This window comes from Pandoraea anhela (assembly GCF_902459655.1).
In the GTDB taxonomy this organism is placed as follows: Bacteria; Pseudomonadota; Gammaproteobacteria; order Burkholderiales; family Burkholderiaceae; genus Pandoraea; species Pandoraea anhela.
This window is the reverse complement of the sequence record NZ_CABPSB010000006.1, coordinates 1-23,293: the sequence shown is the minus strand read 5'-3', so window position 1 is coordinate 23,293 and position 23,293 is coordinate 1. Positions and strand designations below refer to the sequence as shown.

Genomic DNA, 23,293 nt, shown 5'->3' with positions numbered 1-23,293 from the left:
TCAATATGGCTTGAAGTAGTCGAACGGCTCTTGGCACGAACGGCAACGGTAATGCGCCTTGCAGGCGGTCGAGCCGAAGGCGGAGACGACTTCGGTATCGTGCGAGCCGCAATGCGGGCAGGGCACGCCGTCTTTCGGGCGGCCGTAGAACGTGATCTTGCGCGGGACGTCTGCCGAGACGGCTTGTGCCCCGGTGGGCGGCGCAATGCCGTAACCGCGCAGCTTTTCGCGGGCTTCCGGGCTGATCCAGTCGGTCGTCCAGGCGGGCGCGAGCACCGTCTTGACATGCCACGGGCCGAGGCCGGCGCGGGTCATGGCGGCGGCGATGTCCTCGGCGATCTGCTGCATGGCCGGGCAACCGGAGTACGTCGGCGTGATCACGATTTCGAAGGCTGTCGCGCCCTGATCGTTCGTGACGACGCGCACATCGCGCAGAATGCCGAGTTCCCGGATCGACACGACGGGAATCTCCGGGTCGGGCACGGCGTCGAGCGTTTGCCACGCGAGCGGCAGCGACGCCTCCGACGCCGGCGTCAGGACGTCCGGCGCAACGGCGGGCGTGAGCGGCAGATTCGTCATCGGGTCGGCAAACAGGTTCGTCGTGGGCATGATGTGCGCCGGGGGCTTACCAGCTCGCGCCGGGATGCTGACGGGCCACTCCCTGCATCTCGCCGAGCAGATAGCTCATGTGCTCGGAGTGATGGCCGAACTTGCCCGTGCTCTCGAACGCACCGCCCACCGGCGCCGTCAGCGTGGCTTCGGTGAGGGTGTCGCTGACGGTGGCTTGCCAGGCGTCCTTCAGCTCGGCCATCGTGACGCCCGTACCGGCGGCTACTACCGTGTCTTCGAGGGCGTCGCGCTTGAAGATCTCGTTCATGTACGGCACGAGATAGTCGAGGGCGGCCTGCGCGCGGCGGTGCGACTCTTGCGTGCCGTCGCCAAAGCGCACGAGCCAGTCGCGTGCGTGGTGCAGGTGGTAATGCGCTTCCTTGACCGACTTGGCGGCGATGGCTGCGAGTTCCTCGTCTGCCGACCGGGTGAGCGCCTGCCACACTTCGACCATGAGGGCGGAGTAGAGGAAGTTGCGCACGATGGTGACGGCGTAGTCGCGCTCGGCAGCCGTGGTGCCGGCCGTCGGGCCGTAGTGGGGCAGTTCGACGAGCGTCCAGTTGCGGAAGGCGAATTCGTCGCGCCAGAAGGCGTAGTCGTCTTCCTGCTTGGCGAAGCCGGTGAGTTCCGTTTCGAGCCTGGCGGCGTGCTGATAGAGCATGCGGGCCTGGCCGATGAGGTCGAGGCTCAGGTTCGTGAGGGCGATGTCTTCTTCCAGCACGGGGCCGTGACCACACCATTCCGCGTTGCGCTGACCGAGGATCAGCGCGTTGTCGGCGAGGCGCAGCAGATAGGACAGATGTTCCTGCGTCGGTTTCATGTTCTGGGGTCTCGCTGGGGGTGTCGCGTGCTGCGCGCCCTTGACGGGTTCGACCACGTTGTGGCGTCCGTCGGCGCGCGGCCGCTTACATGTGGTTCACTTCTTCCGGCAGTTGGTAGAAGGTCGGATGACGATAGATCTTGTCGGCGGCCGGATCGAACAATTCGGCCTTGTCTTCCGGTGCCGACGCCGTGATGGCGACCGACGGGACCACCCAGATGCTCACACCTTCCTGACGGCGCGTGTAGACGTCGCGCGCCATGCGCAGCGCCATTTCGGCGTCGGCGGCGTGCAGGCTGCCGCTGTGCTTGTGTTCGAGGCCCATTTTGCTGCGCACGAACACTTCCCAGAGGGGCCATTCCTTGTTGCTTGCTTGCGTCATGATCGTTCCTGATGTCTTGTGAGGGCGGCGTGACTGGCGTTAAACGCTCAGGCGGCCTGCTTCTCGGCGCGCTGGCGCTGTTTGGCGGCGTGGGCGAGGGCGGCTTCGCGCACCCAGGCGCCTTTTTCGTGGGCAGCCACGCGGGTGCCGACACGTTCCTTGTTGCACGGGCCGTCGCCGCCGACCACGCGCCAGAATTCGCTCCAGTCGATCTCACCGTAGTCGTGCGCTTTGCGGGCCTCGTTCCACTTCAGATCCGGATCGGGGAAGGTCACGCCGAGCACGCGGGCCTGTTCGACGGCTGCGTCGACGAACTTCTGACGCAGGTCGTCGTTCGAGATGCGCTTGATGCCCCACTTCATGGTCTGCGTGCTGTGGATGGAGTCCTTGTCGCTCGGACCGAACATCATCAGCACCGGCCACCACCAGCGGTTCACGGCTTCCTGCACCATGTCGCGCTGGGCTTGCGTGCCGCGCATCATCGAGAGCAGGGCATCGAAGCCCTGACGCTGGTGGAACGACTCTTCCTTGCACACGCGGATCATGGCGCGCGCGTAAGGGCCGTACGAGCAGCGGCACAGCGGCACCTGATTCATGATGGCGGCGCCATCCACAAGCCAGCCGATCACGCCGACGTCGGCCCACGTGAGCGTGGGGTAATTGAAGATGCTGGAGTATTTGGCCTTGCCGCTGTGCAGGGCATCGATCATCTGATCGCGCGAGGTGCCGAGCGTTTCGGCGGCGGAGTACAGATAGAGGCCGTGCCCGGCTTCATCCTGGACTTTGGCGAGCAGAATGGCTTTGCGTTTGAGGCTCGGGGCGCGCGAGATCCAGTTGCCTTCCGGCAGCATGCCGACGACTTCCGAATGCGCATGCTGCGAGATCTGGCGCACGAGCGTCTTGCGGTACTCGGCGGGCATGTAGTCCTGCGGCTCGATCTTCTGCTCGTCGGCGACACGCGCGTCGAAGCGAGCTTGCTGCGCCTGCTCGGCCTCACTCAGGGCGAGGGTAACGCCTGCGCCCTTGGGGCTGTTGCCGGCCAGATCGATGGCTTGCGTATACATAGAGGAAGGCCTCCGCGGCATGTGGGGATATGGAACGCATTATAAACCGACCGGCCGGTCGGTCAATAAATGTTTTCCATTAAGCCGCGGAGGTATTTGGAGATGCCTAAAAGAGGCAAAGAGGCCGGGTACCGAGAGGCAAGGTACCGAGAGGCGCCCGGGGGCGTGGAGAGGTGCCGCGTCTGAGGATGGGGCCTGGAGACGGGCACCGGAAGGTGCCTAAGACGGGATATGGGTGGGAATCCACGTGAGCGCGTCGCGGTCGACAAACCTGAAGTGCGTGCCATGAGCATCACGACACAGATGCCCGGCGCTCGGGAATGGGAAATGTGCCGGAATCACCAGCGTGCGTTGGTCGGCGTTCTGTTCGACGAAGGCGATGCGCGTGGCGGCCGATTGCGCGGGGTCGTCGCAAAAACGCGTACTCAGCGACGGGTGACGGCATTGCAACGGCGAGTGGAACATGTCGCCACTCAGGATGGCGCAGTCCTCTGCGCTTTCGATGACGACACAAACGTGACCCGGCGAGTGTCCCGGCGTGGGCATCAGACTGACCTCGCTGGTGATGCGGTGATCGCCGGCGACAATGTCCGCCAGGCCTGCATCGAGGATCGGGCGAATACTGTCGCCGAGGTAGTCGCCGGTGCGCGCGATACCCGCAGCTCCACCGTCACCTTGCCAGAAATCGAGTTCGGCTTCGACGAACAGGTATCGTGCGTTGGGAAAGCTGGGCTGCCATCGACCGTCCACCCTCCGGGTATTGCCCCCCACGTGATCGACGTGAAAATGGGTGGAGACTACGGTGTCGACCTGCGCCGGATGCGTCCCGCTCTCGGCCAGCCTTTCCAGCCACCCCTGCGTAGCGTGATCGAACACGTCGCGTACCCGCGACTTGCAGTCGCCGACACAGGTGTCGACGACGATGATCTTTCCTTCGCTGCGCACGACAAACCCCTGGATCGCGACCACGAGCCTGTCGGACGATTTGTCGAACCATGCGTCGGTGTCGCCCGTGCGGATCTCGGCAAGCATGCTGTCGGTCGCACCGGGGAAAATTTCGCTTAACGCGAGCAGCGGAGCGCAAGACTCCACAATGACGGTAACCACCACTTTCCCGACCTTCATCTCGAAGGCCATGGGTTGTCCGGTCCTGTCGGAAAAATCGTGTGACATTTTCGTGTGTCGCCTGTTGAACAGCGCACGCGTCATGCGTGCGCCGCATGTTGATAGGGTATCGATATGCCGACCGATCCGTTCGGCGCGTCCGGCAACACGACCGTCACGGCTTCAGAATCGGTGCCGAATACCTGCGACGAATGCGGTCTGCTCCTTGTTGCTCGACGCGGCAGAGGCGAGGAACAAGACGGCCGTCGCCAGCGGGCCCGACGCTCTGACATAGTTCACGTAGGCGTAAATATCGGTCCGCTTTGAAAGGAAGTAGTCTGCGCTCAGTTGTCCCTGGTTCCAGTGCGAGGTTGCGTCGATGCCACCGTAATGACCCAGCGAATAGACGTAGGCCGCCGAGACCGCCAGCGCCGGGGTGACGTTGTACACGACCGTGAGGTCGACATTGTTGATATGCAGGCTGGTGCCGTCGAGGTAGGCGTAGCGCACATCGGACACGATGCCACCGATCTGTGTTTTACCGAACGCGTACTCGGCGCCGCCGGCGACAACGCGCTGGCGCGCTACCCCGACGCGGGAATCTATCGGGCTGGTGTGGAACAACTGGAACGCGCCACCCGAATAATCGTCGCTGACGGCACCCGACGGGTTTGACGTCCCAGGACGATCGATCTCCAGGTAAGTCAGGGCATATCGTTGACGCCCCCGGGTGTAATTGACACCGGCACTGAAGGCCCGGTTCTGCTCAAACGCGCCGGCCTTGTTGCTGAACGCATACATCGTCTCGAACGCCAGACCGTTCCATTCCGGACTCTTGTACTTCACGGAGTTGCTATAGCGGAAGTTACCTTCGATGTTGTCGTTGCTGCCGATGCTCGTCGCCAATCCCGGCCCCATCGACTGTGGCTCGATACGATCGAGGTAATCCCACAGCACGTCGTATTGCCGGCCGACGGTGAGCGTGCCGTATGTCCTGCTCGACAGTCCCACGAAGGCTTGCCGCCCAAACATTCGACCGCACTGACCGAACTTGCCCTGATTGATATCGAAGCCGTTTTCCAATGTGGCGATGGTCGACCACCCGCCGCCAATGTCCTCATTGACCCGAAACCCGAGTCGATTGTTCTGATTCGCCCCGCTCACGAGCTGAACGCCCGAACTTCCCGACTGGTTGCTGAAATAGCCGATGCCGTCGGAGATGACGCCGTAAATGGTGAACGACGTCTGTGCCGATGCGGGCACGGAAACACTCATGAAAATCGCGAGACATCCAAACCTGAGTTTCATACTGAACACCCGTATCGTGATCGCGTTGCGGGAGGAATCCGCCAGATGATGGCGGACATGTATTAATTCATTTTTTAGGATTACTAATTGTTAGTCGAATGGATATCCCGATCATCGGAAGACGCCGAAGCGTCAGATCGGCTTGCCTTCGCTTGACGACCAGTTGCGCATCAACGTGTTGCTTGGCAGACGCTCATCGAGCAGCTTGCGCGACGCTTCAATGCCCGCGACGGGCAATCCGGTGGGATCGAGCAGGCCGGTCTGCACCAGTACCGTGGCCTGATCCCAGTAGATGTGTTCGTTGTACAGCTTGTCGCCGCGAAAGCAGATGACGGCGAGCATGGCGACTTCGATGTATTTGCCCGTGGGTTCGATCCCCGGGAGCATCCAGTCGATCTCACGGTCGTGGGTGGCGCAGAAGATGAATTCGTCGACAATGCGATCGGCCCCGATCGTTCGCGATATCGGAATGAAGCGTGTATCGGCAGGGTTCGCATGCACGAAGTGGTACTTGTAGAAGCGCTTTAGCTCGTCGTGCCCCACGCCACCGGTCAATGTCGGGATGTGATTGACGTAAGGCTTGTCGATCATGGTGGGCATGATCGCGTCGACGTCGCGCGACTCGAACTCGTGGTAACAATGCAGCTCCCAGAGGGCGTTCAGGTCGTACACCGGACCGAGCACCTTGCGCAGCAGGGCGATGGTGCGCGAGTACGCCATGATCGACGCGGGCTTGTCGTAATGCTCGCGCTCGGGCGTCGCGAAAGCGTGATCGCAATCCGCATAAACATAATGTTCGACGAGCGGGTTCTCCGATAGCGCAGCGATGACGGTCTCGCGCACGGAAGGTGGCGACAGGGCGTCGTTCCCGGCAAAGTGAAACGCCATTGGGCAGCGAATCTGCGGCACTTCGTTGAGGAAGGCTTCGAGACCGACGCCGTAATAGCTGACGGCGCAATCGATGTCCGTCGCCGCAGCGGCCAACATCGCCAGTTTCCCACCCAGACAGTAACCGACCGCACCGATCTTGCCGATTTGCTGCGGCAAGGCGCGCAGTGCCTCGACGGTCGCCCCCACGTCCTCGATGGCTTTGCCGAGATCGAGGCATTCGTTCAATTCGAGGGCGCGCGCGAAGTCGGCTTCGCCGTAACCGAGTACGGTCCCCGGGGCCATGCGCCAGAACAAATCCGGGACCACGACCACATAACCCTCTTCTGCGAACCGGTCGGCGGTCTCCCTCATGAAGCCGTTGATGCCGAAGATTTCCTGCAACAGAATCAACCCCGGGCCCTTGCCGTGCTTGGGGGTTGCCAGATAAGCCGAAAACGACTTCCCGTCCTCGGCCGCGATTTCGATGGTTTGTCCAGTCATGCTTTTCTTCCTTTGCAATATGCCGAATCGATTCGGACGATCGAACCGACAGGTCAGCCGTTCCCGGCCAATCGCTTGAGCACCGCGCTTCGATCCGTGGCCAACCCGCACGCCAGTTGTCTGGCCATATCGCCGACATAGACGTCGTCAGTGCCGTCGCCGAGCGCTGCCAATGTGGCGAGCACGACCTCGGACGGTGCGAGCTTGGGCGTGTCGTCAACATCGCGCATCATGTCGGTGTCTATCGCGCCGGGCATCACGGCGAGCACGCGCACGCCGTGGGGGCCGAGTTCGGCGCGCATGCCTTCGGTCATGCGGAGCGCAGCGGCTTTGGATGCGCTCAACGACGTCATGGCCGGTAATGTGGCGCGTGCCAGGATCGACAGCACGTTGATGATTGCGCCGCCTTGCCGTTTGAGCGCCGGTGCGAACGCCAGCGTCATGTTCAACGTTCCGAAGTAGTTCACTTCCATTTCCGCACGGGCGGCGTCTACATGCCGGGCGGAGAACGGCGGAACGAGGCGGTTGATGCCTGCGTTGTTGACGAGCAGGTTGAGGTCGCTTGCGAGGTCCGCAGTATGCGCTACGTCCTCGGCACGGGTGACGTCCAGTTTCACCGGTATGACGCGGCTGTCGTTCGTGGGCACAAGCGCCACGTCGCGAGCCCCGGCGTAGACCTTTCGAGCGCCATGTGCCAGCAGCGTTTGCACGAAACATGCGCCGACACCGCGATTGGCGCCCGAGACAAAGGCGACGGATCCTTCGATTTGCATCATCATTTCCTCGTCGGGCCGCCATCAGATGCGTGACGCCAAGATGGCGCCGGCAGCATCGATGGTCAGATTGACGACATCGCCCGCATGAAGCGCAGCGCCCGAGCGCGCGATGACGATGGGGCCGGCCATGCTGATCACGCTCGCGAGATAAAGGGGCGCGGCGTTGGGCTGCCCCACGCGTTGACGGACGACGGTCGCCTCCGACACGATGCCCTGGGGGATCGGCACGCTTCGCCAGTCGGCGCCGCCGCAGCTCGGGCAGAGGTAGCGCGCAGGGAAGAGTGTGTGATCGCAGTCATTGCACTGAAATACCGACAACGTCATGAGGCTTCTCCTGTAACGCCTTCAAGCACCACGGCGTTGCCGCACATGCCGTAGCGATACTCGACCATGCCGTAACCGCTGACGACGGCCAGACGAGCACCGGCCACCTGGCGCTCGCCGGCACCGTGCCGCAACTGCGTCACGGCCTCGACGAGCCCGTGCATCCCACCCGCCGCGCCGGCCTGCCCGGCAGACAATTGCCCCCCCGACGTGTTGACGTTCAGTTCACGCGCGGCAATGCGCGCGAGCAAGGCGCGCATGTCGCCGTCGGGTGCGAAACCGAGGTCGGCGAGCTGGATCAACGCCATGACCGGGTAGTCGTCGTACACGGAGATGACATCCATATCGCTCGGCGCCACACCTGCCTGCTGCCAGAGCGCCGGCGCCACGGCGGCGAGTGGCGTGGTCAACCCGTCGCCCGCCTGATGATCCGTGTTGTAGAGGCTCTGCACGGCGCGAATGCGAACGTTGCGTACGTTGCGAATGTTGGGCTTACGGCGGACGAGGTCGGCACGCGCGACGATGACGGCGTTGGCGCCGCAGACCACCGGCACACAGTCAAGACGCCTCAGCGGGTCGGCGACGAGCGGCGCTTCGAGGTAATCCGCGAGCGTCATCGGGCTGCGATAGACGGCGTTGGGGTTTTGCGCTGCCCATGCGCGCTGCGCGACGCACAGTGCGCCGTAGTCACGCGGCGTCAAACCGAACCGCCGGGCGTGGCGTTGCGTGAGCATCGCGAACACGGCATTGGGTCCGCCCGTTTCGAGCGGTCTTAGTAAATGGCGTGTCGTCAGGTTGTAGTGATCGACCAACTGCTTGAAGTCGGACGCTTCGAAGCGGTCCCCCGAGAGCAGCGCAACGACGTTGGCGTCGCCGCACTGGATCGCGCGTACCGCATGCTGGAGCATGTTGATGGCGCTCGCGCCGCCGTGGCAGTCGTCCATGCACCAGCGCGGACGCAACCCGAGTCGCCATGCCATGTCGACGGCATGGTCCGGGGCCAGGGTAAAGGCTGCAACGCCCAGACCGTCGATGTCCTTTGTCGAGAAGCCCGACTCGGCGAGTGCTCGGGAGAATGCGTCCGCGAGCAGATCTCCCGTCGTACCTTCTGTGGCGCGTCGTTGATAAGGTACTTCGACGCCGGCGGCGATCAGCGCGCCGTCAAAATCGCGGTACGTCATCTCAATACCCTTGTCGTTTGACCTGACGCGTGGTTTCCCGTGTGAACAAGAGGGAAACCACCGTGACCGCGCCCAGGAACATCATCAGCAGCGCGATTGGCCAGGAGGCGTGGTAATGCGCCAGCAACGCGGTTGCGATCAACGGCGAGAGGCCACCCGCAAACACCGACGCGACTTCGTGCCCGAGCGCCATGCCCGAATAGCGCACTTCGGTGCTGAACAGCTCGCCCATCAGGCTGGGTTGGGTGCCGATCATCGCGCCGTGGCAAACCGCGTTGCCGACCATGAACGCCAGCCAGATCATCGCGGGGGTATGGGTGTCCAGCATCCAGAAAAACGGGAATGCCATCACGACGAAGCCCATTGCGCCGATCATATAAACCGGCTTGCGGCCCCAGCGGTCGGACAGCCGGCCCCAAAACGGAATCGTAAAGAGTTCGGCGATCATCGAAACGATCAGGCCGCCGAGCATGACCTCGTTGGAGACCCCAATGAATTTTCCGTAGACCAGCGCGAACGCGACGACGATGTACGAACCGCCGTTCTCCGCCACGCGCAGTCCCATGGCCATCAGAATTTCCTTGGGGTGTTTGCGAATGACATCGAGCAACGGCGCATGTACGGTCTTGCCGGCCGCTTCCGCTTTCGAAAACTCCGTACTTTCGGGAAGACGGGAACGGATGTACACCCCAACGCCGAAGATGACGATGGACAGCACGAACGGGATACGCCAGCCCCAGCTCAGGAATGCGTCCTTCGGCAACATCTGCACGACGTAAAAAACGGCGGCGGAGAGCACGAAACCGCCGCCCACGCCGATCTGGCTCCATGAGGCGTAATAGCCGCGTTTCTCGGCAGGCGCGGACTCACTGATCATCAGAACGCCACCGCCCCACTCACCGCCGGCGGCAATGCCTTGCAGGATGCGCAGTACGATCAGCAAGACCGGCGACCAGAAGCCTGCCTGGGCGTAAGTGGGCAGCAGGCCGATCAGAAACGTGGCCCCGCCCATGATGGAGAGGGTCCAGACAAGCGCGCCCTTGCGCCCGAACTTGTCGCCGATGTGGCCGAACAGAACGCCGCCGAGCGGGCGAGCGGCAAACCCGATGGCAAAGCCGGCGAACGCGGCCAGGGTGCCGAGAAGCGGGTCGGTCCCTTTCGGGAAGAACAGATCGCCGAAGACCAGTGCGGCGGCCGTGCTGTACAGAAAGAAGTCGTACCATTCCAACGCGTTGCCTATCACCGACGCGAACACAATGCGCCGAAGCGATCGCTCATCGACATTAGCCACCGTCCCGCCTGATTCCGGGCCGCTATACGTTTGCGTGCTTGCCATCTGAAGCTCCTGGTGGTGCACCTGTCGATGCACGCATGTAGAGACGTTACATAGAGACGTTACGATTGCCCCGCGCGCAGTACCGTACCCTTCAGCGACGTGAGCGCACGGTGACGTCGGGGGCGGGAAATCTGAGGCGTCAAGCGCGTTTAAGGCGGTATCCCGATGTTTCGAGATCCCATGTCGAGGCGCTCACGCCGGCCTCGCGCAGCTTGAATTTCTGAATCTTTCCGTTCTCGGTCTTCGGCAGGTCCGACACGATGTCAAGGTAGCGAGGCACCGCGAAGTAGGGCAGTCTTGGTTCGCAGTAGCGAATCAGATCGAGGGGATCGATGGTGTGCCCGGCGCACGGCACGACCGCGGCCATTACCTCGTCTTCGGCAAGCGACGACTTCACCGCAAATACGGCGGCGGTTTCAATGCCGGGGTGACTGAGCAGAACCTGTTCCACTTCGAAAGACGAGACGTTTTCGCCGCGGCGTCGAATGGCATCCTTGAGTCGATCGACAAAACGGAAATAGCCGTCTTCGCTTCGGATGACGCGATCGCCGGTGTGAAACCAAAGATTGCGCCACGCCTCCACGGTTTTGTCGGGCATGGCGTGATAGCCGCTGGCAAAAGCAAACGGCTCGTTGGCACGCAGGATCAATTCCCCGGGTTCACCGTCCGGCACGGGCAGGTCGTTCGCATCGACCACCCGTGCCTCGAAGCCCGCTGCGAGACGACCCATGAAACCCACACGCTGCGCAGTCACGTCGCCGCCGATCACGCTGTTGGTCTCGGTGGAACCGAACCCGTCGATCAGCGTGATGCCGCAGCGCTCCGTAAAGTCACGATGAAAGTTCCCGGGAACCCCGGGGGCCAGCGCAATGCGCACGTTGTGTTTTCGCTCATTCGCGCACGGGGCGCGACCCAGCAGAATTGGCACCATCGCACCCAGCACGTAAGTGACTGTCGCCCCGGTGTCGACCAGCGAGTCGAAGAATCCGCTTGCTGAGAAACGGCGATCGACGACTTGCATGGCATCGAGAATCAGCGCCTGGAAGAAGGTGTTGAGGGCGTTGGTGTGAAACAGCGGCAGGCAGGTATACAGAACGTCGCCCTTGACGATGCCGAGATCGCCTCCGGTATTTTTCCCCCACCAATAGAACTGGGCGTGAGGGCACACGACGCCCTTGGAAACGCCGGACGTGCCCGACGTATACAGAATGGCGAACGGATCGCCGTCAGTCAGCGGGGCTGCGGGCACCGCGTCTCCCAACGGCGGCAAGGGCATGGTGGGCCACACGGGCGCGAGGGCTTCCGGCGTCGGCTCGTCGATCAGCCAGACGTTTTCCAGACGCAAGTCGTCCGCGTCGAGCGCGTTGACCGAGTCCACCAGCGCAGCTTCGGCAATGAGAAGTCGCGCACCGCTATTGCGAAGAATGTGTGCGAGCTGGAAGCCGCGTGAGGCGGTGTTGATGGGCACGACGACAGCCCCGAGCCACCCGCAACCGAGCACCATTTCGATGAATTCGACGCGATTGCCGCACAACAGGGCAACGTGATCGCCGCGCTTGATGCCATGTGCCGCGAGCGTGCCTGCGCGACGGGCGGCAATCAAGGTGGCGTCGGCGCCGGTCAAGATCGTATGGCGGTCGGAGAAAAGTGGCGCGCTCGCGTTTCTCGCAGTGCGCGCACTGAGGAGCGCGGCAAGCGTATGGCTCGTGCCTGGCGCGTGCGTTGCCGCTTCGGTTTGCGCAACGATGGTTTCGATACAACCCATGTCCTGATACCCCTTCGATGAATGTCAGGAAGTCTAGAAATGGGTAACATATCCGTCAAATGCATCGTAAATATCATCGCCATAAATGCCATGGATATCAAAGACGTCGACTTGAACTTGCTTCGGGTTTTCCACGCGGTCCTTGAAGCGCGCAACATTACGCGGGCGGGAGAGCGCATCGGTTTGTCGCAACCGGCGACGAGCTATGCGTTGTCGCGTTTGCGTTCGTTGTTCGACGATCCGTTGTTCGTGCGCACACCGGATGGCATGTTGCCCACGCCCACCGCAGAGCGGTTGGCGGTGCCGTTGGGCCGGGCGATGGTCTCCATTCAGGAAGTGCTCAATCACGACAAGGTGTTCGATGCGCAGACGAGCACGCGAAAGTTCAGGCTTTCGATGAGCGACATCGGCGTTCAGGTGTTCCTGCCGAGATTGTGCGAGGCGCTCCAGCATGCCGCGCCGCACGTGCGGTTGTCCGTCGAGCAGGTCGATGCGAGCGAGGTGGAAGAACGGCTCAGGCTCGGTCAGCTCGATTTTGCGATCGGCAATTTGCCGACGCTCAAAGGCATGACGAACCACATTGTGATGTTCCGCGAGACATACGCATGCATGACACGCAAGCGACCGGGGTTGCCCGCGCGCGTGCTGTCGCGCGAGCAGTTTCTGGGGATGTCCCACATCGCGGTGACGTCGACGGATTCGAGTCATTTCGTGATCGAAGAGACGCTGAGTGGCGGAGGACTACAGCGGCGCCTGGCGATCAGCGTGCCGCACTTTACGATCGTGCCCGAGATCCTCGAGAGGACCGATTGGGTCGCCACGTTGCCCAGGGGCGTGGCGCAAATCCTGAACGCGTCCGGGAAGTTCGCGATTTACCCGTTGCCGATCGACGCGCCCGAGGCGGAGTCGACGGTTCACTGGCATCAGGCGTTCGACGCGGACGAGGGAATACGGTGGTTCCGGCAGTTCGTGGTGTCGGTGGTGGACGCTTTGGGCAGTGGCAATTGGGGAAGGCGCGCAGGCGGGGCGGGGACGCCGGCGTTGCGGCCTCGATCGAAACGTCCACGCGCCTGAGTGCCTAAGCGCCTAAGAGGAAGCGAAGCAGCCAAGACGCCAGGAAGCGACTCAGAAGCGGAATGTGCCTGCGGGCATGCCGAGCAGCAGGCGTCCCGAAATCTCCAGATGCTCCGGGGCGAAGGCGAGATGCTGAGCGATGACCTGCGCGTCTTGTAACTGACGGCCGAACGGCGCAGCATTGCGCGCCGCCGATCCGCCGGCGGCGGAAAAGCACATCTGCGCGACGTCTTTGGCGACGTTCACGACATTGAAACTGGCCATTCGTGCCAGGGCGCGCTGGGTCATGTCGGCCGCACGCCCCGACACCTGCTGCGTCCACAGCACGTCGACCGTCTCGAAGAGAAAGGCGCGAGCCGAGCGCAGCGCGAGTTCGGCTTTCGCCACGCTTGCCTGAACGCTCGCGCGCTCGCGCAGCGGCGCCTGCATGCCTGCGGCCACTTTGTGTTGCGCGAGGTCGATCAACGCATCGATCGAGCCGCGAGCGATCCCCAGCGAGACCGCCGTGATTCCCAGCGCGAACATCGTGATGAATGGCAGCGCATAGAGCGCGCCGGCCTGATGGGGCGTGGCTTCGAATCGTGCGAGGGAAAACGTGCTCGCGTCGTCCACACGCACGTCGTCGATGTCGAAATCGTGGCTGCCGGACGAGCGCAATCCGCTGCCGTCCCATGTGTTTCGAACCGTCACCTGCGACGTCGGCAGCATCACGCCTCGGAGCGCGGGTGAGCCGTCCGGCGCGGTACATGCCACGCCATTGGTGTCGTGTTCGATGCAGATCGCGACAGTGACCGTGCTGTAAGTAATGAAACTCGCCCATGGCCAACGCCCTGAGATGCGCCAGCCGTTCCCCTCGCGAACGGCGCGCCCCGTGGGGCTGAGGCTTCCGGCGACAAAGCCGCCGGCGCCCAGCAGATCGGTGGCCACGGATGGCGCGAGGAGACCCGCCGCACGGCAGCCCGTCGAGGCGATACTGGCGCTCCAGCCGACCGACGCATCGTGAGTGGAGAGCGCTTCGATGACGCGGAAATAGTCGACGGGAGGCAATTCGGCACCGCCGAGATTGCGCGGCAGCCACAATCGGGTCAGGCCGGCCCGTGCCAGTGCGTCGGCAATCTCTGGCGGCAGATCCGGGCCGCGTGACAAGGCGTCGCGATGTGCCGCGATGCGCGGACCGAGGGCATGCGCCGCTGCGACGAAAGTCGCGGTGGCGTCGTCGATCGTTTCGTTCGCCGGGTTCGGGGTTGGCATGAGATGACTCGGGAGACGGGATGTCGTCAGTGTGGCGGCGTGGGGTTCCATCGCACGCCGTCGTGGAGCAATGCTTGTCGACGATGCACGGCGCATGTGCCATCTTCTGCACGCGACGCGCCCCCGAATTATTCCGCGTGGCTCCCGACCCCGCTTCATGAATTCGCGCTTTCGTTCGTGCTTTCATTCGCGCGTTCCCGGCACGCTGGCGTTGCGCTGCCGGGGCGCGCGGCGTTCGTCGCGTCGCGGGTGATCCGTGACGGGCGAATGCGCGGCCCGGTCCAGCCCGGTCCAGCCTTATCCTTGTTGCGGCTGCCCGAAGTTCTCGCGGTACTGCTGCGGCGAGACGCCGAAGCGACGCTGAAACACCTTGCGCATGTTGTGCGGATCGCCGAAGCCGCATTCCCATGCCACCGTCTTGAGCGGTGCGTTGCCGTTCTCGAGCATCACCCGCGCCGCATCGACACGGGCGGTGCTCACGAAGTCGGCCGGTGTCACGCCTGCGTCGCGCGCGAACACGCGCGAGAAGTTGCGCACGCTCATCTTCGCCACTGCCGCCAGATCGCCGACCGACAACGGCTCGGCCAGATGCGCCAGCACGTACTGCTGCACCTGCGCGACGGGCGAATTCGGCTCGGCGTAGGGGGTCAGGTAAGGGCTGAACTGCGACTGTCCGCCTGCGCGCTGCGTGAAGACCACCAGCCGTTTCGCCACATTCAACGCCACCTCCTGCCCGTGATCCTGCGCGAGCAGATGCAGCGACAGGTCGATGCCCGCAGTCACGCCTGCGGAGGTGTACAGACGCCCGTCCTGAATGAACAGCCGATCGGCCTCGATGGTCGCGCCGGGCGCGCGCTCGGCCAATACGTCGACATCGTTCCAGTGCGTGGTCACGCGCTTGCCGTCGAGCAACCCGGCCGCCGCCAGAATCAGCGCGCCGTTGCAGATCGAACCGTAGCGTTGCGCGCGCGGGACCATGTCGGTGAGCCAGCGGTAGACGTTCGGGCCGAGATCGTCGCTCAGCAGCGAGGGACCGCCCGCGACCAGCAGCAGATCGACATGTCCGCCGACATCCTGGTAGTGACGGCGCGGCAGCAACGTCATGCCGTTCGAGCAGGCAATGGCACCGTGTTGCGTGCCGACGACTTCCGTCTGATAGTGGTCGCCCGGAAGCAGGAAGCGGTTGGCCTCTGCGAAGACGTCGAGCGGACCGCTGACATCGAGCGACTGCACGCCGGGGAAAACGAGGAGGACAACGTTACGGATCATGACGGTTCGGGAAACGGGTAGCGGCAGAGACGGCGAACGACGGCGCGAACGAAAGCCAGAACGCAAGCCAGAACGAAAGCGTGAACGACGGCCTGAACGAAAGCCGCAGACAGCGGTGCCCTGCTGGCAGCGATGCGACCCATTTTGGCAGAAAGCGGCATATCGGCAACGCGTCGGCCGGACGCTGGCGCGAAGATGCCGCTGGTTGGCCCAATCGGGCCGCACGCGGGGTCCGGCGCGTGAGGGCTGCGCTTCGACAATGGCGGTGAGCGGCGGCATCGGCCGTCGCCGCCCGCCCCCAACACTTGCTCCTTGAGAGGTCACGATGTCGAATCAAGCCCCTTCTTCCGCCGTCCGCTATCCCGACGAAGCCTCGCTCGCCGAACGTGTCGGCCCGGCATTCTCCGTCGACGGCATGCTTGCCGCCCGCAACAAGACCCGCGCCGCGATCGGCGACATTGCGGCCAACGTGCAGCCCGGCATGGTCGAGGAAGCCGCTGTCGCCATGGCCCGCGACGTGCTGGTGTCGGCCGGTCTGGAACTCAGTTGGCATCCGACCCGCGTGCGCTTCGGCGCCAACACCCTCAAGCCGATGCGCCAGCCGTCCGAGCCGGGCGTGGTGCTCGCTGAGAACGACATCTTCTTCATCGACATCGCGCCACGCTTCGACGCGTGGGAGGGCGACGGTGGCGCGAGTTTCGTCGTTGGCGAACACGCAGAATACGAACGCTGTGCCCGCGACGCCGAAACGCTGTTCCACGACGTGCGCCGGAAGTGGCAGCGCGAGGGGGCGACGGGACAGGCGCTTTACGCCCATGCGGACGAGGTCGCCCGTCGCATGGGCTGGACACTGAACTTCGATCTGCCGGGGCATCGCGTCTCGGACTTCCCGCACGCGGCCATCCATACCGGCTCGCTTGCCGACTTCGAAACGACGCCGTCGGCCATGCGCTGGATTCTGGAAATCCACCTGCGCGATCCGCAGAACCGCTTCGGCGCGTTCTTCGAAGACATGCTGCTGGAAGACGCCTATTACTGATCGGTTGCCGATCCATGTCGTCGGACGGTCGGAACGCCGGTTGTGGCATACGCACCACGCGTAGCCGAAGCGGGCGACAGGCCATCCCGTGTCCCCGGGACTTGTTTGTTATACTGCGAACGATTCTCATTTGCAAAACGGTGCCTGAGCCTCGCGGCCGCACCTGGCCCGGGGACAGGAGGGGCGTATGCCCGCCGACGACACGCTGCAACGCGACACCACGTTGCAGGGACTCTACACCGATCATCACGGCTGGCTGTATGGCTGGCTGCACCGCAAGACCGGCTGCTCGCACCGTGCGGCCGATCTTGCGCATGACACGTTCGTTCGTCTGCTCGAACGCGATCCGCCGCGTATGCTGGCGTCGCCGCGGGCGTTTCTGACGACCGTCGCCAAGCGCGTGCTCTACAACGACTGGCGTCGCGCGCAGATCGAACGCGCCTATCTCGACGCGCTCGCCCAACAGCCCGAAGCCTTCGCCCCGTCTCCCGAAGCGCGCGCCATCGTCCTAGAAACGCTGTTCGAGATCGACCGATGTCTCGACGGCTTGCCGCCCCTCGTCAAGCGCGCATTTCTGCTGGCGCAACTCGACGGACGGACGCATCCCGACATCGCCGCCGAACTGGGCATTTCGCTGGCGACGGTCAAGCGCCATCTGGTGCGCGCAGGAACGCAGTGCTTCTTTGCGATGGAGGCGGCGTGACGCGCGCCGTTTTGTCCTCGTCCTCCTCCCCATCCTCCTCCTCGTCCTTCGATGCCGGGATTGCGCAGCAGGCCGTCGAATGGTGGGTGACGCTGCAAAGCGGCGACGCCACCGACACGTTGCGCGCCGCGTGCGCGCGCTGGCGCGAGGCGCACCCCGAACACGAGCGTGCATGGCGTCATATCGAGCATGCGGATGCGCGCATGCGTCATGCGTCGGGCACGCTCGGCGCGGCGCTCGCGCAGGCGGCGTTGCGTGCGCCGCGTTCGCGGGCGCGCCGTATGGCGGTGAAGGCCATGGCTGGCGCGCTGTTCGTCGGCGGCGGGGCATGGGTGGCGAGCGATCCGATGGCGATTCAGCGGCTGCGTGCGGACGCGCGGACCGGCGTGGGCGAGCGTCGCACATTGCGTCTGGCCGATGGCACGACACTCGTTCTCAATACGCGTAGCGCGGTGCGGCTGTCGATGGACGGGAAGGTGCGAAGCATCGCGCTCATCGAAGGCGAAATCATGGTGACGACCGGCAAGGATGCCGGGCATGCGCCGCCGCGCGCGCTGGTCGTGACGACATCGCACGGCACGCTCCAGCCCATGGGCACGCGCTTCGTGGTGCGCCAGCCGCAAGAGGAGACGAACGTCTCGCTACAAGTGTTCGAGGGCGCGGTTCGCGTCGCCCCCGGGGCGTTGGACAACGACGCGGCGGGCGCTCGGATCGTGCGTGCCGGCGAGCAGGCGCAATTCGATGCGCTCGGTGTCGGGGCGGTGCTGCCGCTCGCCGATGGCGACGGCGCGTGGGCCGACGGCATGTTCGTTGCCGTGGACCTGCGGCTGGACGCCTTCCTCGCGGAGCTGTCGCGCTATCGGCGCGGCTATTTGCGTTGCGATCCGGCGGTGGCGTCGTTGCGCGTGTCCGGCACGTATCCGCTGGCGGACACCGACGCCGTTCTCGGTGTGCTGCCGCACGCGTTACCGGTGTCGGTCGTGTCCGTCACCCGGTATTGGGTGACGGTCGGACCACGTAGCTAAGGGGCGGCGCTGCTCCCCGGTACGGGGCCGTGCCGTGTGGGTCGGCGGGTGGCCGGCGGCCGGCGGCCGTTCAGGCATGCCGGGCGCCCGTCTGGCGGGGCGCTGCAGGTTGCTCCCCACTTTTTTCGGATTTTTTGTACGGTCAGTGAGCTGTTTCGTCGGTCTCGCGTGACAAGGGAAGTGAAACCTTCTCTCCTGCCTGTACGAGATCTCACATCATGGCCGTCGTGTTACCTGAATCGTTGCGCTGCCTGCGTTTGCCGCACTTGCCCCCCCTGTCCCCCCTGTCCGCCTTGCCCCTCTTGCCCCGCTTGCCGCGGCCGTCCTCTCCCACCGCCGGTTGGCATCGACGCCGCATCTGCGCTGGCGTCGCGCTCACCTTCGCCGCGTTCGCGTCGACATTCCGGCCAGACGTCGCCCATGCGCAGACAACGGCCCAGTCCGACGCCGCAGCCAGAGCCACCGCCCGCAGCTACGACATTCCGGCCGGCCCGCTCGACGCCGCGCTCACGCGCTTCGGCCGTGAGGCGGGCATCCTGCTGACATACTCGCCTGCGCTGACCACGGGGCGTCTGAGCCCCGGCGTGCAGGGGCGTTTCGACGTGCCGGGCGCGTTCGGCCAGTTGCTGGCGGGCACCGGGCTGACGGCGTCGCCGCAGGGGGCAGGCTATACGCTGGTGCCGCAGGCTGCGCCCGTTGCCTCGACGGTGTTGACGGCGGCGGCAGATGGTGGGGCGAGCGACATCGCCCTGCCGACTACGCATGTGCAGGCGCAGGCCTGGTCCGACGCGTACCGCATGCCGGCAGACGCCAACGTCACCCGCTCCGACGCCCCGGTACTCGACATTCCGCAGGCCATCAATGTCGTGCCGCATCAGGTGCTCGCGGACCAGCGCGCCCGCACGCTCGACGACGCACTCATCAACGTCAGCGGCATCGTGCAGGGCAATACGCTGGCGAGTACGCAGGACACGCTGCTCAAGCGCGGCTTCGGCGGCAACCGCGACGGCTCGATCATGCACAACAGCATGCCGCTCGTGCAGGGCCGCGGGCTGAACGCGAACGCCGATTCGGTCGAGGTGCTCAAGGGGCCGACGTCGCTGCTCTACGGGATCATGGATCCGGGCGGTGTGATCAACGTGGTGAGCAAGCGTCCGCTGCTCAAGCCTTATACGGCGGTGAGCGTGGCTGGCACGACCTACGGTCACGGCAAGAACGGCATGGAAGAGACGCTCGACACGACCGGCCCCATCGGCGATTCGAGGCTGGCCTACCGGCTGGTCGTCGATCAGAACAACCAGCAGTACTGGCGGGCCTTCGGGTCGCAGCGCGAAACGCTCGTGGCGCCGACGCTCGCCTATTACGGACGCGATACCCAAGTCGTCGCGTCTTACGAGTACCGCAACTTCCTGACGCCGTTCGATCGCGGCACCGCGCTCGATCCGACGACGAACAAGCCGCTCGCGATTCCGGCACGTGAGCGTCTGGACGATGTGCATAACGAGATGGCAGGACAGTCCCATCTGGCGCAGATCACGGTCGATCATCAGTTCAATCCCGACTGGAAGGCGCACTTCGGCTACAGCTACAACACGGAGACTTACGACGCGGGACAGTTACGTATCACCGGTGTGAATGCGAAGACGGGGATCGTCTCGCGCAGCAACGACGGCACGCTCGGCTCGGACAGCACCGACAGCTTCGGCACGGCTTACCTCGACGGTAAGGTCACGCTCGCGGGCATGCGTCACGACTTGCAGTTCGGCGGGGATTGGGAGTATCGACGCATCTATCGGCGCGACCTGATTCGTCAGGCGGCGAAGTGCACGTTCTCCTATCTGAACCCGGTGTACGGCTGCGAGGTGATTCCAACGACCGTGTCCGCCAGCGATAGCGATCAGACGGATACGCTGCACGATGCGTCGCTCTTCTTCCAGGACGCCATACACGTGAGCGATCGATGGATTGTCGTGGGCGGGGTGCGATTGCTGACCTATAGCCAGATCGCGGGCAAGGGGCGGCCGTTCAAGGCCAATACGAATATCAGCGATTCGAAGTGGCTGCCGCGTGCGGGCGTCGTCTATAAGTTGCGGGACTATCTGTCGCTCTACGGCAGTTACTCGGAGTCGCTCAAGCCCACGTCCACCATCGCGCCGTTGTCGACGGGTGTGGTCATCGATTCGAACGTGCCGCCGGAGCACGCCAAATCGTATGAGGTCGGTGCGAAGCTCGATATGCCGAACGGGCTGAGCGGCACGTTGGCGGTGTTCAACATCGACAAACGCAACGTGCTCGTGTCGCAGGCCGTGCCGGGGAGCAGCACGCTGGATTGGCGCACGTCGGGGGCTGCGCGCTCGCGCGGCGTCGAACTGGACGTGTCGGGGCGCATCGGGCAGCGCTGGAACGTGATCGCAAGCTACGCATTCATCGACGCGAAGATCACCGACGACCCGATCTACACGGGCAACACGCTGGTGAACGCGGCCCGACATACGGCGTCGCTGGCCGGGGTGTACGACTGGGGGCCGGTGCTTGGCGACGGCAGCGGCAATCTGCGTCTCGGCGCGGTCGGGCGTTATATCGGGTCGCGTCCGGGCGATTCGGCGAACAGTTTCACGCTGCCGGCGTACTTCGTCGCCGATGTGTTCGCCACGTACGATACCAAGATCGGACGTCATCCCGTTCACTATCAGCTCAACGTCAAGAATGTGTTCAACAAAACGTATTACCCGTCGAGCGTGAGTCAGACCGTCGTCGCCATCGGCGATGCGCGTTCCGCGACGTTATCGGCGACGTTCGAGTTTTGAGCGCGCCTGACGTCATGCCTTGACGGCTGTGGCCGATGCGGAGGTTCTGTGGCCGCGACCGGCGGCTCAGAGCAAGTCGTCGCTGGGGAGCAAAGTGAACGCGCCTGCTACGGCATTACGCCAGAAGGAGGCATAGGGTTCAACGTCGAACGTTCGCGGCTGGCCGTTGTCTTCGCCGACCCACCGCAGCGGGAGCATCGTCGGTGGGGTGGGCGTGGGCGGCGTGGTGCCCGTGGGGGCGATTTCGACGCGAAAGCTCGCGCGTGGCGATGTCGCTCGCTCGAAGATGCGCGCCATTCGTTCGGCAAACTCCGGGCTATGGATCACGATCGCCAGTTCCGTGTTCAGACGTACCGAGCGCGGGTCGAGGTTGAACGAGCCGAGGACGACGTCACGCCGATCGATCACATACGCCTTGCCGTGCAGACTCGCCCGGGAGGAGCCGCCGAACGTCACCCGACGGGGCTGACGCTCGCCGTCGTCGCTCCGGATGGGTTTGAACTCGTACAACGCGATGCCGGCTTGCAACAGGGCCGGACGGTAGCGGGCGTAACCGGCGTGGACGGGCACGACGTCGGTGGCGGCGAGCGAGTTCGTCAGCACGCGCACGCTGACGCCGCGTTGCGCCAATGTCGACAGGAATCGCACGCCGCCGTCGAGCGGCACGAAATAAGGGGAGATGATCAGGACCTCGCGCTGCGCGTTCGCCGCGAGCTGTCGCAGCTTGTCCGCCGGTGCGCTTTGCGTCTCGGTGGCGGGGGCGTCCAGTTTGTCGGGGGTGTCGGCGGCGAGTTCGGCGGGCGCCCAGAAGAGCGGGACGGTGCCGTCGCGCAGGCTGGCGGCGAGGGGCGGTTGATGGAGTGCGTCGTGGCCGGCGGGCACGGTGTCGGCGTCGCGCCAGTGTTGGGCGAGGGCGTCGCGGGTGGCATCCAGCGTCTCGTTGTCGATCCTGGACTGCACTTGCGTGAGCGGGTAGGACTGCGGGCTGGTCCAGAAGTGATCGAAGCTGCGGGAGATGGCGTCGACTACGGGGCCGGCGCACAGCAAGTCGAAGTCGCGAAAGGAAAGGTCGGGGTTGGCGTCGAAATATTCGTCGCCCAGATTGCGCCCGCCGACGATGGCCAGTTGGTTGTCGGCGACCAGTGCCTTGTTGTGCATACGACGGTTCAGCTGATCGAATTGGGTGATCAGATTCCCGGCGCGTTGGAGCAACGTCGTGTCGAGCGTGCCGAACGGGTTGAAAACGCGGATTTCGATGTTGGGGCTCTGGTCCAGCGCGGCGAAGGCCGGATCGGTGTGGCGACGGTTGATGTCGTCGACCAGCATGCGAACGCGCACGCCCCGGTGGGCGGCGTCGAGTAGCGATTGCAGCAGCAGTCGGCCGGTAATGTCCTCGCCCGCGCTGTAGTACTGAACATCGAGGCTATGCTGCGCTGACTGGACGAGCGCGAGACGGGTGGTGAACGCGGCGGTGCCCGTCGCCAGCAACTGGAAGCCGGACTGTCCCGGATGAGCCTGCACGGCGGGCGCGAGCGCCGATGCGAGCGCGCCGGGCGTCGTCGCCGGCGTATGGGCCGTCCATGGCGACGGCTCCGCCGGTGGTCGCACCGAGGTGCAGGCGGCCAGAATGAGCGCTGCCGGAATGAGTGTCGCGAGGCGCCGCCATCCGAACGCGGGCCAACGGCGCGAGCGGTGTGTTCCTGACCAATGGGGCAACAGCGCGTGAAAGCGGCGGAGGGCCTGCGAAGGAAGCATCTCGAACGCTCTTATCTATATAGATGTCGCGATAGCGGGGAATCGACGCCTGCATGGCCTTTCCATATGGGAAGGCTTTCAGGGAAGCATATGCGATTTCATTCGTTGCGTCGTCGGGGGTGGCGGGGATACAGTGAACCCGTCTCCTCCATGTGTCCTGTCCCATGGATCTCGGCCCGCTCACGACGCGGGCCTTTTTTTGCCCTTTTCAAATTATTTTCACAAAGCGCTTGCCAAGGTTCGGGGTTTTCACTAATATCTCGTCTCTCGCAACGACAGCGACGCAGCGAAAGCAGCGACGAAGTTGAAGCGACGGGCTGCAAAGCCCGG

General features: G+C 64.1%; 20 protein-coding genes. 5 read left to right on the top strand and 15 right to left on the bottom strand.

All coding sequences use genetic code 11. The annotated features are described in order from the left end of the window. The 12 genes from paaD to PAN31108_RS10365 form a co-directional block, all read right to left on the bottom strand. The gene (gene paaD, locus PAN31108_RS10420) at positions 1–579 is read right to left on the bottom strand and encodes a 1,2-phenylacetyl-CoA epoxidase subunit PaaD (RefSeq protein WP_370819630.1); all 579 of its coding nucleotides are present in this window, start codon (positions 577–579) and stop codon (positions 1–3) included. Between the two features lie 46 nt (positions 580–625). After that, on the bottom strand, positions 626–1,429 hold the full coding sequence (gene paaC, locus PAN31108_RS10415) for a 1,2-phenylacetyl-CoA epoxidase subunit PaaC (protein ID WP_150668799.1): 804 nt from the start codon (positions 1,427–1,429) through the stop codon (positions 626–628). An 85-nt stretch (positions 1,430–1,514) separates the two neighbouring features. Beyond that, positions 1,515–1,811, bottom strand: coding sequence for a 1,2-phenylacetyl-CoA epoxidase subunit PaaB (paaB, locus tag PAN31108_RS10410; protein WP_039393802.1), 297 nt, complete (start codon positions 1,809–1,811; stop codon positions 1,515–1,517). Positions 1,812–1,858: 47 nt separating this feature from the next. After that, positions 1,859–2,875 (bottom strand): 1,2-phenylacetyl-CoA epoxidase subunit PaaA, encoded by a 1,017-nt coding sequence (gene paaA / locus PAN31108_RS10405; RefSeq protein ID WP_150668798.1) that lies wholly within the window; start codon positions 2,873–2,875, stop codon positions 1,859–1,861. Positions 2,876–3,094: 219 nt separating this feature from the next. Further along, positions 3,095–4,012: an MBL fold metallo-hydrolase gene (locus PAN31108_RS10400; RefSeq protein WP_246183882.1), complete on the bottom strand. Its 918-nt coding sequence runs from the start codon at positions 4,010–4,012 to the stop codon at positions 3,095–3,097. 150 nt (positions 4,013–4,162) lie between these two features. Further along, entirely contained in the window at positions 4,163–5,254 is a 1,092-nt protein-coding gene (locus PAN31108_RS10395; protein WP_150668796.1) for a porin, read from the bottom strand. Positions 5,255–5,419: 165 nt separating this feature from the next. Continuing rightward, positions 5,420–6,658, bottom strand: a complete 1,239-nt coding sequence (locus tag PAN31108_RS10390) for a dienelactone hydrolase family protein (RefSeq protein WP_150668795.1) — start codon at positions 6,656–6,658, stop codon at positions 5,420–5,422. A gap of 53 nt (positions 6,659–6,711) precedes the next feature. Continuing rightward, the gene (locus PAN31108_RS10385) at positions 6,712–7,431 is read right to left on the bottom strand and encodes an SDR family NAD(P)-dependent oxidoreductase (RefSeq protein ID WP_150668794.1); all 720 of its coding nucleotides are present in this window, start codon (positions 7,429–7,431) and stop codon (positions 6,712–6,714) included. Between the two features lie 24 nt (positions 7,432–7,455). Then, on the bottom strand, positions 7,456–7,758 hold the full coding sequence (locus PAN31108_RS10380; protein WP_150668793.1) for a zinc ribbon domain-containing protein: 303 nt from the start codon (positions 7,756–7,758) through the stop codon (positions 7,456–7,458). Further along, positions 7,755–8,939 carry a thiolase family protein gene (locus PAN31108_RS10375; RefSeq protein ID WP_150668792.1) on the bottom strand — a complete coding sequence of 395 codons (1,185 nt, stop codon included), beginning with the start codon at positions 8,937–8,939 and terminating at the stop codon, positions 7,755–7,757. Before PAN31108_RS10375 ends, PAN31108_RS10380 begins: the two co-directional genes overlap by 4 nt. Before the next feature lies 1 nt (position 8,940). Continuing rightward, on the bottom strand, positions 8,941–10,275 hold the full coding sequence (locus PAN31108_RS10370) for an MFS transporter (protein WP_150668791.1): 1,335 nt from the start codon (positions 10,273–10,275) through the stop codon (positions 8,941–8,943). A gap of 139 nt (positions 10,276–10,414) precedes the next feature. Then, complete coding sequence (locus PAN31108_RS10365) at positions 10,415–12,040, bottom strand: ATP-dependent acyl-CoA ligase (protein WP_150668790.1); 1,626 nt, start codon at positions 12,038–12,040, stop codon at positions 10,415–10,417. Positions 12,041–12,130: 90 nt separating this feature from the next. Here PAN31108_RS10365 and PAN31108_RS10360 point away from each other — a divergent pair, with 90 nt between their 5' ends. Further along, positions 12,131–13,114 carry a LysR family transcriptional regulator gene (locus PAN31108_RS10360; RefSeq protein ID WP_150668789.1) on the top strand — a complete coding sequence of 328 codons (984 nt, stop codon included), beginning with the start codon at positions 12,131–12,133 and terminating at the stop codon, positions 13,112–13,114. A 51-nt stretch (positions 13,115–13,165) separates the two neighbouring features. On the opposite strand, the gene PAN31108_RS10355 is transcribed toward PAN31108_RS10360, so the two are convergent. Then, a complete protein-coding gene (locus tag PAN31108_RS10355) occupies positions 13,166–14,365 on the bottom strand; it encodes an acyl-CoA dehydrogenase family protein (protein WP_174994922.1) in 1,200 nt (399 codons plus the stop codon). 297 nt (positions 14,366–14,662) lie between these two features. Next, positions 14,663–15,634: a GlxA family transcriptional regulator gene (locus tag PAN31108_RS10350; RefSeq protein ID WP_150668787.1), complete on the bottom strand. Its 972-nt coding sequence runs from the start codon at positions 15,632–15,634 to the stop codon at positions 14,663–14,665. A 325-nt stretch (positions 15,635–15,959) separates the two neighbouring features. Here PAN31108_RS10350 and PAN31108_RS10345 point away from each other — a divergent pair, with 325 nt between their 5' ends. From PAN31108_RS10345 to PAN31108_RS10330, 4 genes are all read left to right on the top strand, one after another. Next, complete coding sequence (locus PAN31108_RS10345; RefSeq protein ID WP_150668786.1) at positions 15,960–16,673, top strand: M24 family metallopeptidase; 714 nt, start codon at positions 15,960–15,962, stop codon at positions 16,671–16,673. Positions 16,674–16,860: 187 nt separating this feature from the next. Beyond that, the gene (locus tag PAN31108_RS10340; protein ID WP_150668785.1) at positions 16,861–17,376 is read left to right on the top strand and encodes a sigma-70 family RNA polymerase sigma factor; all 516 of its coding nucleotides are present in this window, start codon (positions 16,861–16,863) and stop codon (positions 17,374–17,376) included. A gap of 11 nt (positions 17,377–17,387) precedes the next feature. Then, entirely contained in the window at positions 17,388–18,401 is a 1,014-nt protein-coding gene (locus tag PAN31108_RS10335) for a FecR domain-containing protein (protein ID WP_370819628.1), read from the top strand. 218 nt (positions 18,402–18,619) lie between these two features. Next, entirely contained in the window at positions 18,620–21,208 is a 2,589-nt protein-coding gene (locus tag PAN31108_RS10330; RefSeq protein WP_150668784.1) for a TonB-dependent siderophore receptor, read from the top strand. A 66-nt stretch (positions 21,209–21,274) separates the two neighbouring features. Here PAN31108_RS10330 and PAN31108_RS10325 read toward each other — a convergent pair whose 3' ends face one another. Then, the gene (locus PAN31108_RS10325; protein ID WP_150668783.1) at positions 21,275–22,963 is read right to left on the bottom strand and encodes a phospholipase D family protein; all 1,689 of its coding nucleotides are present in this window, start codon (positions 22,961–22,963) and stop codon (positions 21,275–21,277) included. Positions 22,964–23,293 lie beyond the last annotated feature (330 nt).

Coding starts and splice junctions, on each gene's coding strand:
- paaD (WP_370819630.1), bottom strand. CDS start 579: ATGACGAATCTGCCGCTCACGCCCGCCGTTGCGCCGGACGTCCTGACG.
- paaC (WP_150668799.1), bottom strand. CDS start 1,429: ATGAAACCGACGCAGGAACATCTGTCCTATCTGCTGCGCCTCGCCGAC.
- paaB (WP_039393802.1), bottom strand. CDS start 1,811: ATGACGCAAGCAAGCAACAAGGAATGGCCCCTCTGGGAAGTGTTCGTG.
- paaA (WP_150668798.1), bottom strand. CDS start 2,875: ATGTATACGCAAGCCATCGATCTGGCCGGCAACAGCCCCAAGGGCGCA.
- PAN31108_RS10400 (WP_246183882.1), bottom strand. CDS start 4,012: ATGGCCTTCGAGATGAAGGTCGGGAAAGTGGTGGTTACCGTCATTGTG.
- PAN31108_RS10395 (WP_150668796.1), bottom strand. CDS start 5,254: ATGAGTGTTTCCGTGCCCGCATCGGCACAGACGTCGTTCACCATTTAC.
- PAN31108_RS10390 (WP_150668795.1), bottom strand. CDS start 6,658: ATGACTGGACAAACCATCGAAATCGCGGCCGAGGACGGGAAGTCGTTT.
- PAN31108_RS10385 (WP_150668794.1), bottom strand. CDS start 7,431: ATGCAAATCGAAGGATCCGTCGCCTTTGTCTCGGGCGCCAATCGCGGT.
- PAN31108_RS10380 (WP_150668793.1), bottom strand. CDS start 7,758: ATGACGTTGTCGGTATTTCAGTGCAATGACTGCGATCACACACTCTTC.
- PAN31108_RS10375 (WP_150668792.1), bottom strand. CDS start 8,939: ATGACGTACCGCGATTTTGACGGCGCGCTGATCGCCGCCGGCGTCGAA.
- PAN31108_RS10370 (WP_150668791.1), bottom strand. CDS start 10,275: ATGGCAAGCACGCAAACGTATAGCGGCCCGGAATCAGGCGGGACGGTG.
- PAN31108_RS10365 (WP_150668790.1), bottom strand. CDS start 12,040: ATGGGTTGTATCGAAACCATCGTTGCGCAAACCGAAGCGGCAACGCAC.
- PAN31108_RS10360 (WP_150668789.1), top strand. CDS start 12,131: ATGGATATCAAAGACGTCGACTTGAACTTGCTTCGGGTTTTCCACGCG.
- PAN31108_RS10355 (WP_174994922.1), bottom strand. CDS start 14,365: ATGCCAACCCCGAACCCGGCGAACGAAACGATCGACGACGCCACCGCG.
- PAN31108_RS10350 (WP_150668787.1), bottom strand. CDS start 15,634: ATGATCCGTAACGTTGTCCTCCTCGTTTTCCCCGGCGTGCAGTCGCTC.
- PAN31108_RS10345 (WP_150668786.1), top strand. CDS start 15,960: ATGTCGAATCAAGCCCCTTCTTCCGCCGTCCGCTATCCCGACGAAGCC.
- PAN31108_RS10340 (WP_150668785.1), top strand. CDS start 16,861: ATGCCCGCCGACGACACGCTGCAACGCGACACCACGTTGCAGGGACTC.
- PAN31108_RS10330 (WP_150668784.1), top strand. CDS start 18,620: ATGGCCGTCGTGTTACCTGAATCGTTGCGCTGCCTGCGTTTGCCGCAC.
- PAN31108_RS10325 (WP_150668783.1), bottom strand. CDS start 22,963: ATGCTTCCTTCGCAGGCCCTCCGCCGCTTTCACGCGCTGTTGCCCCAT.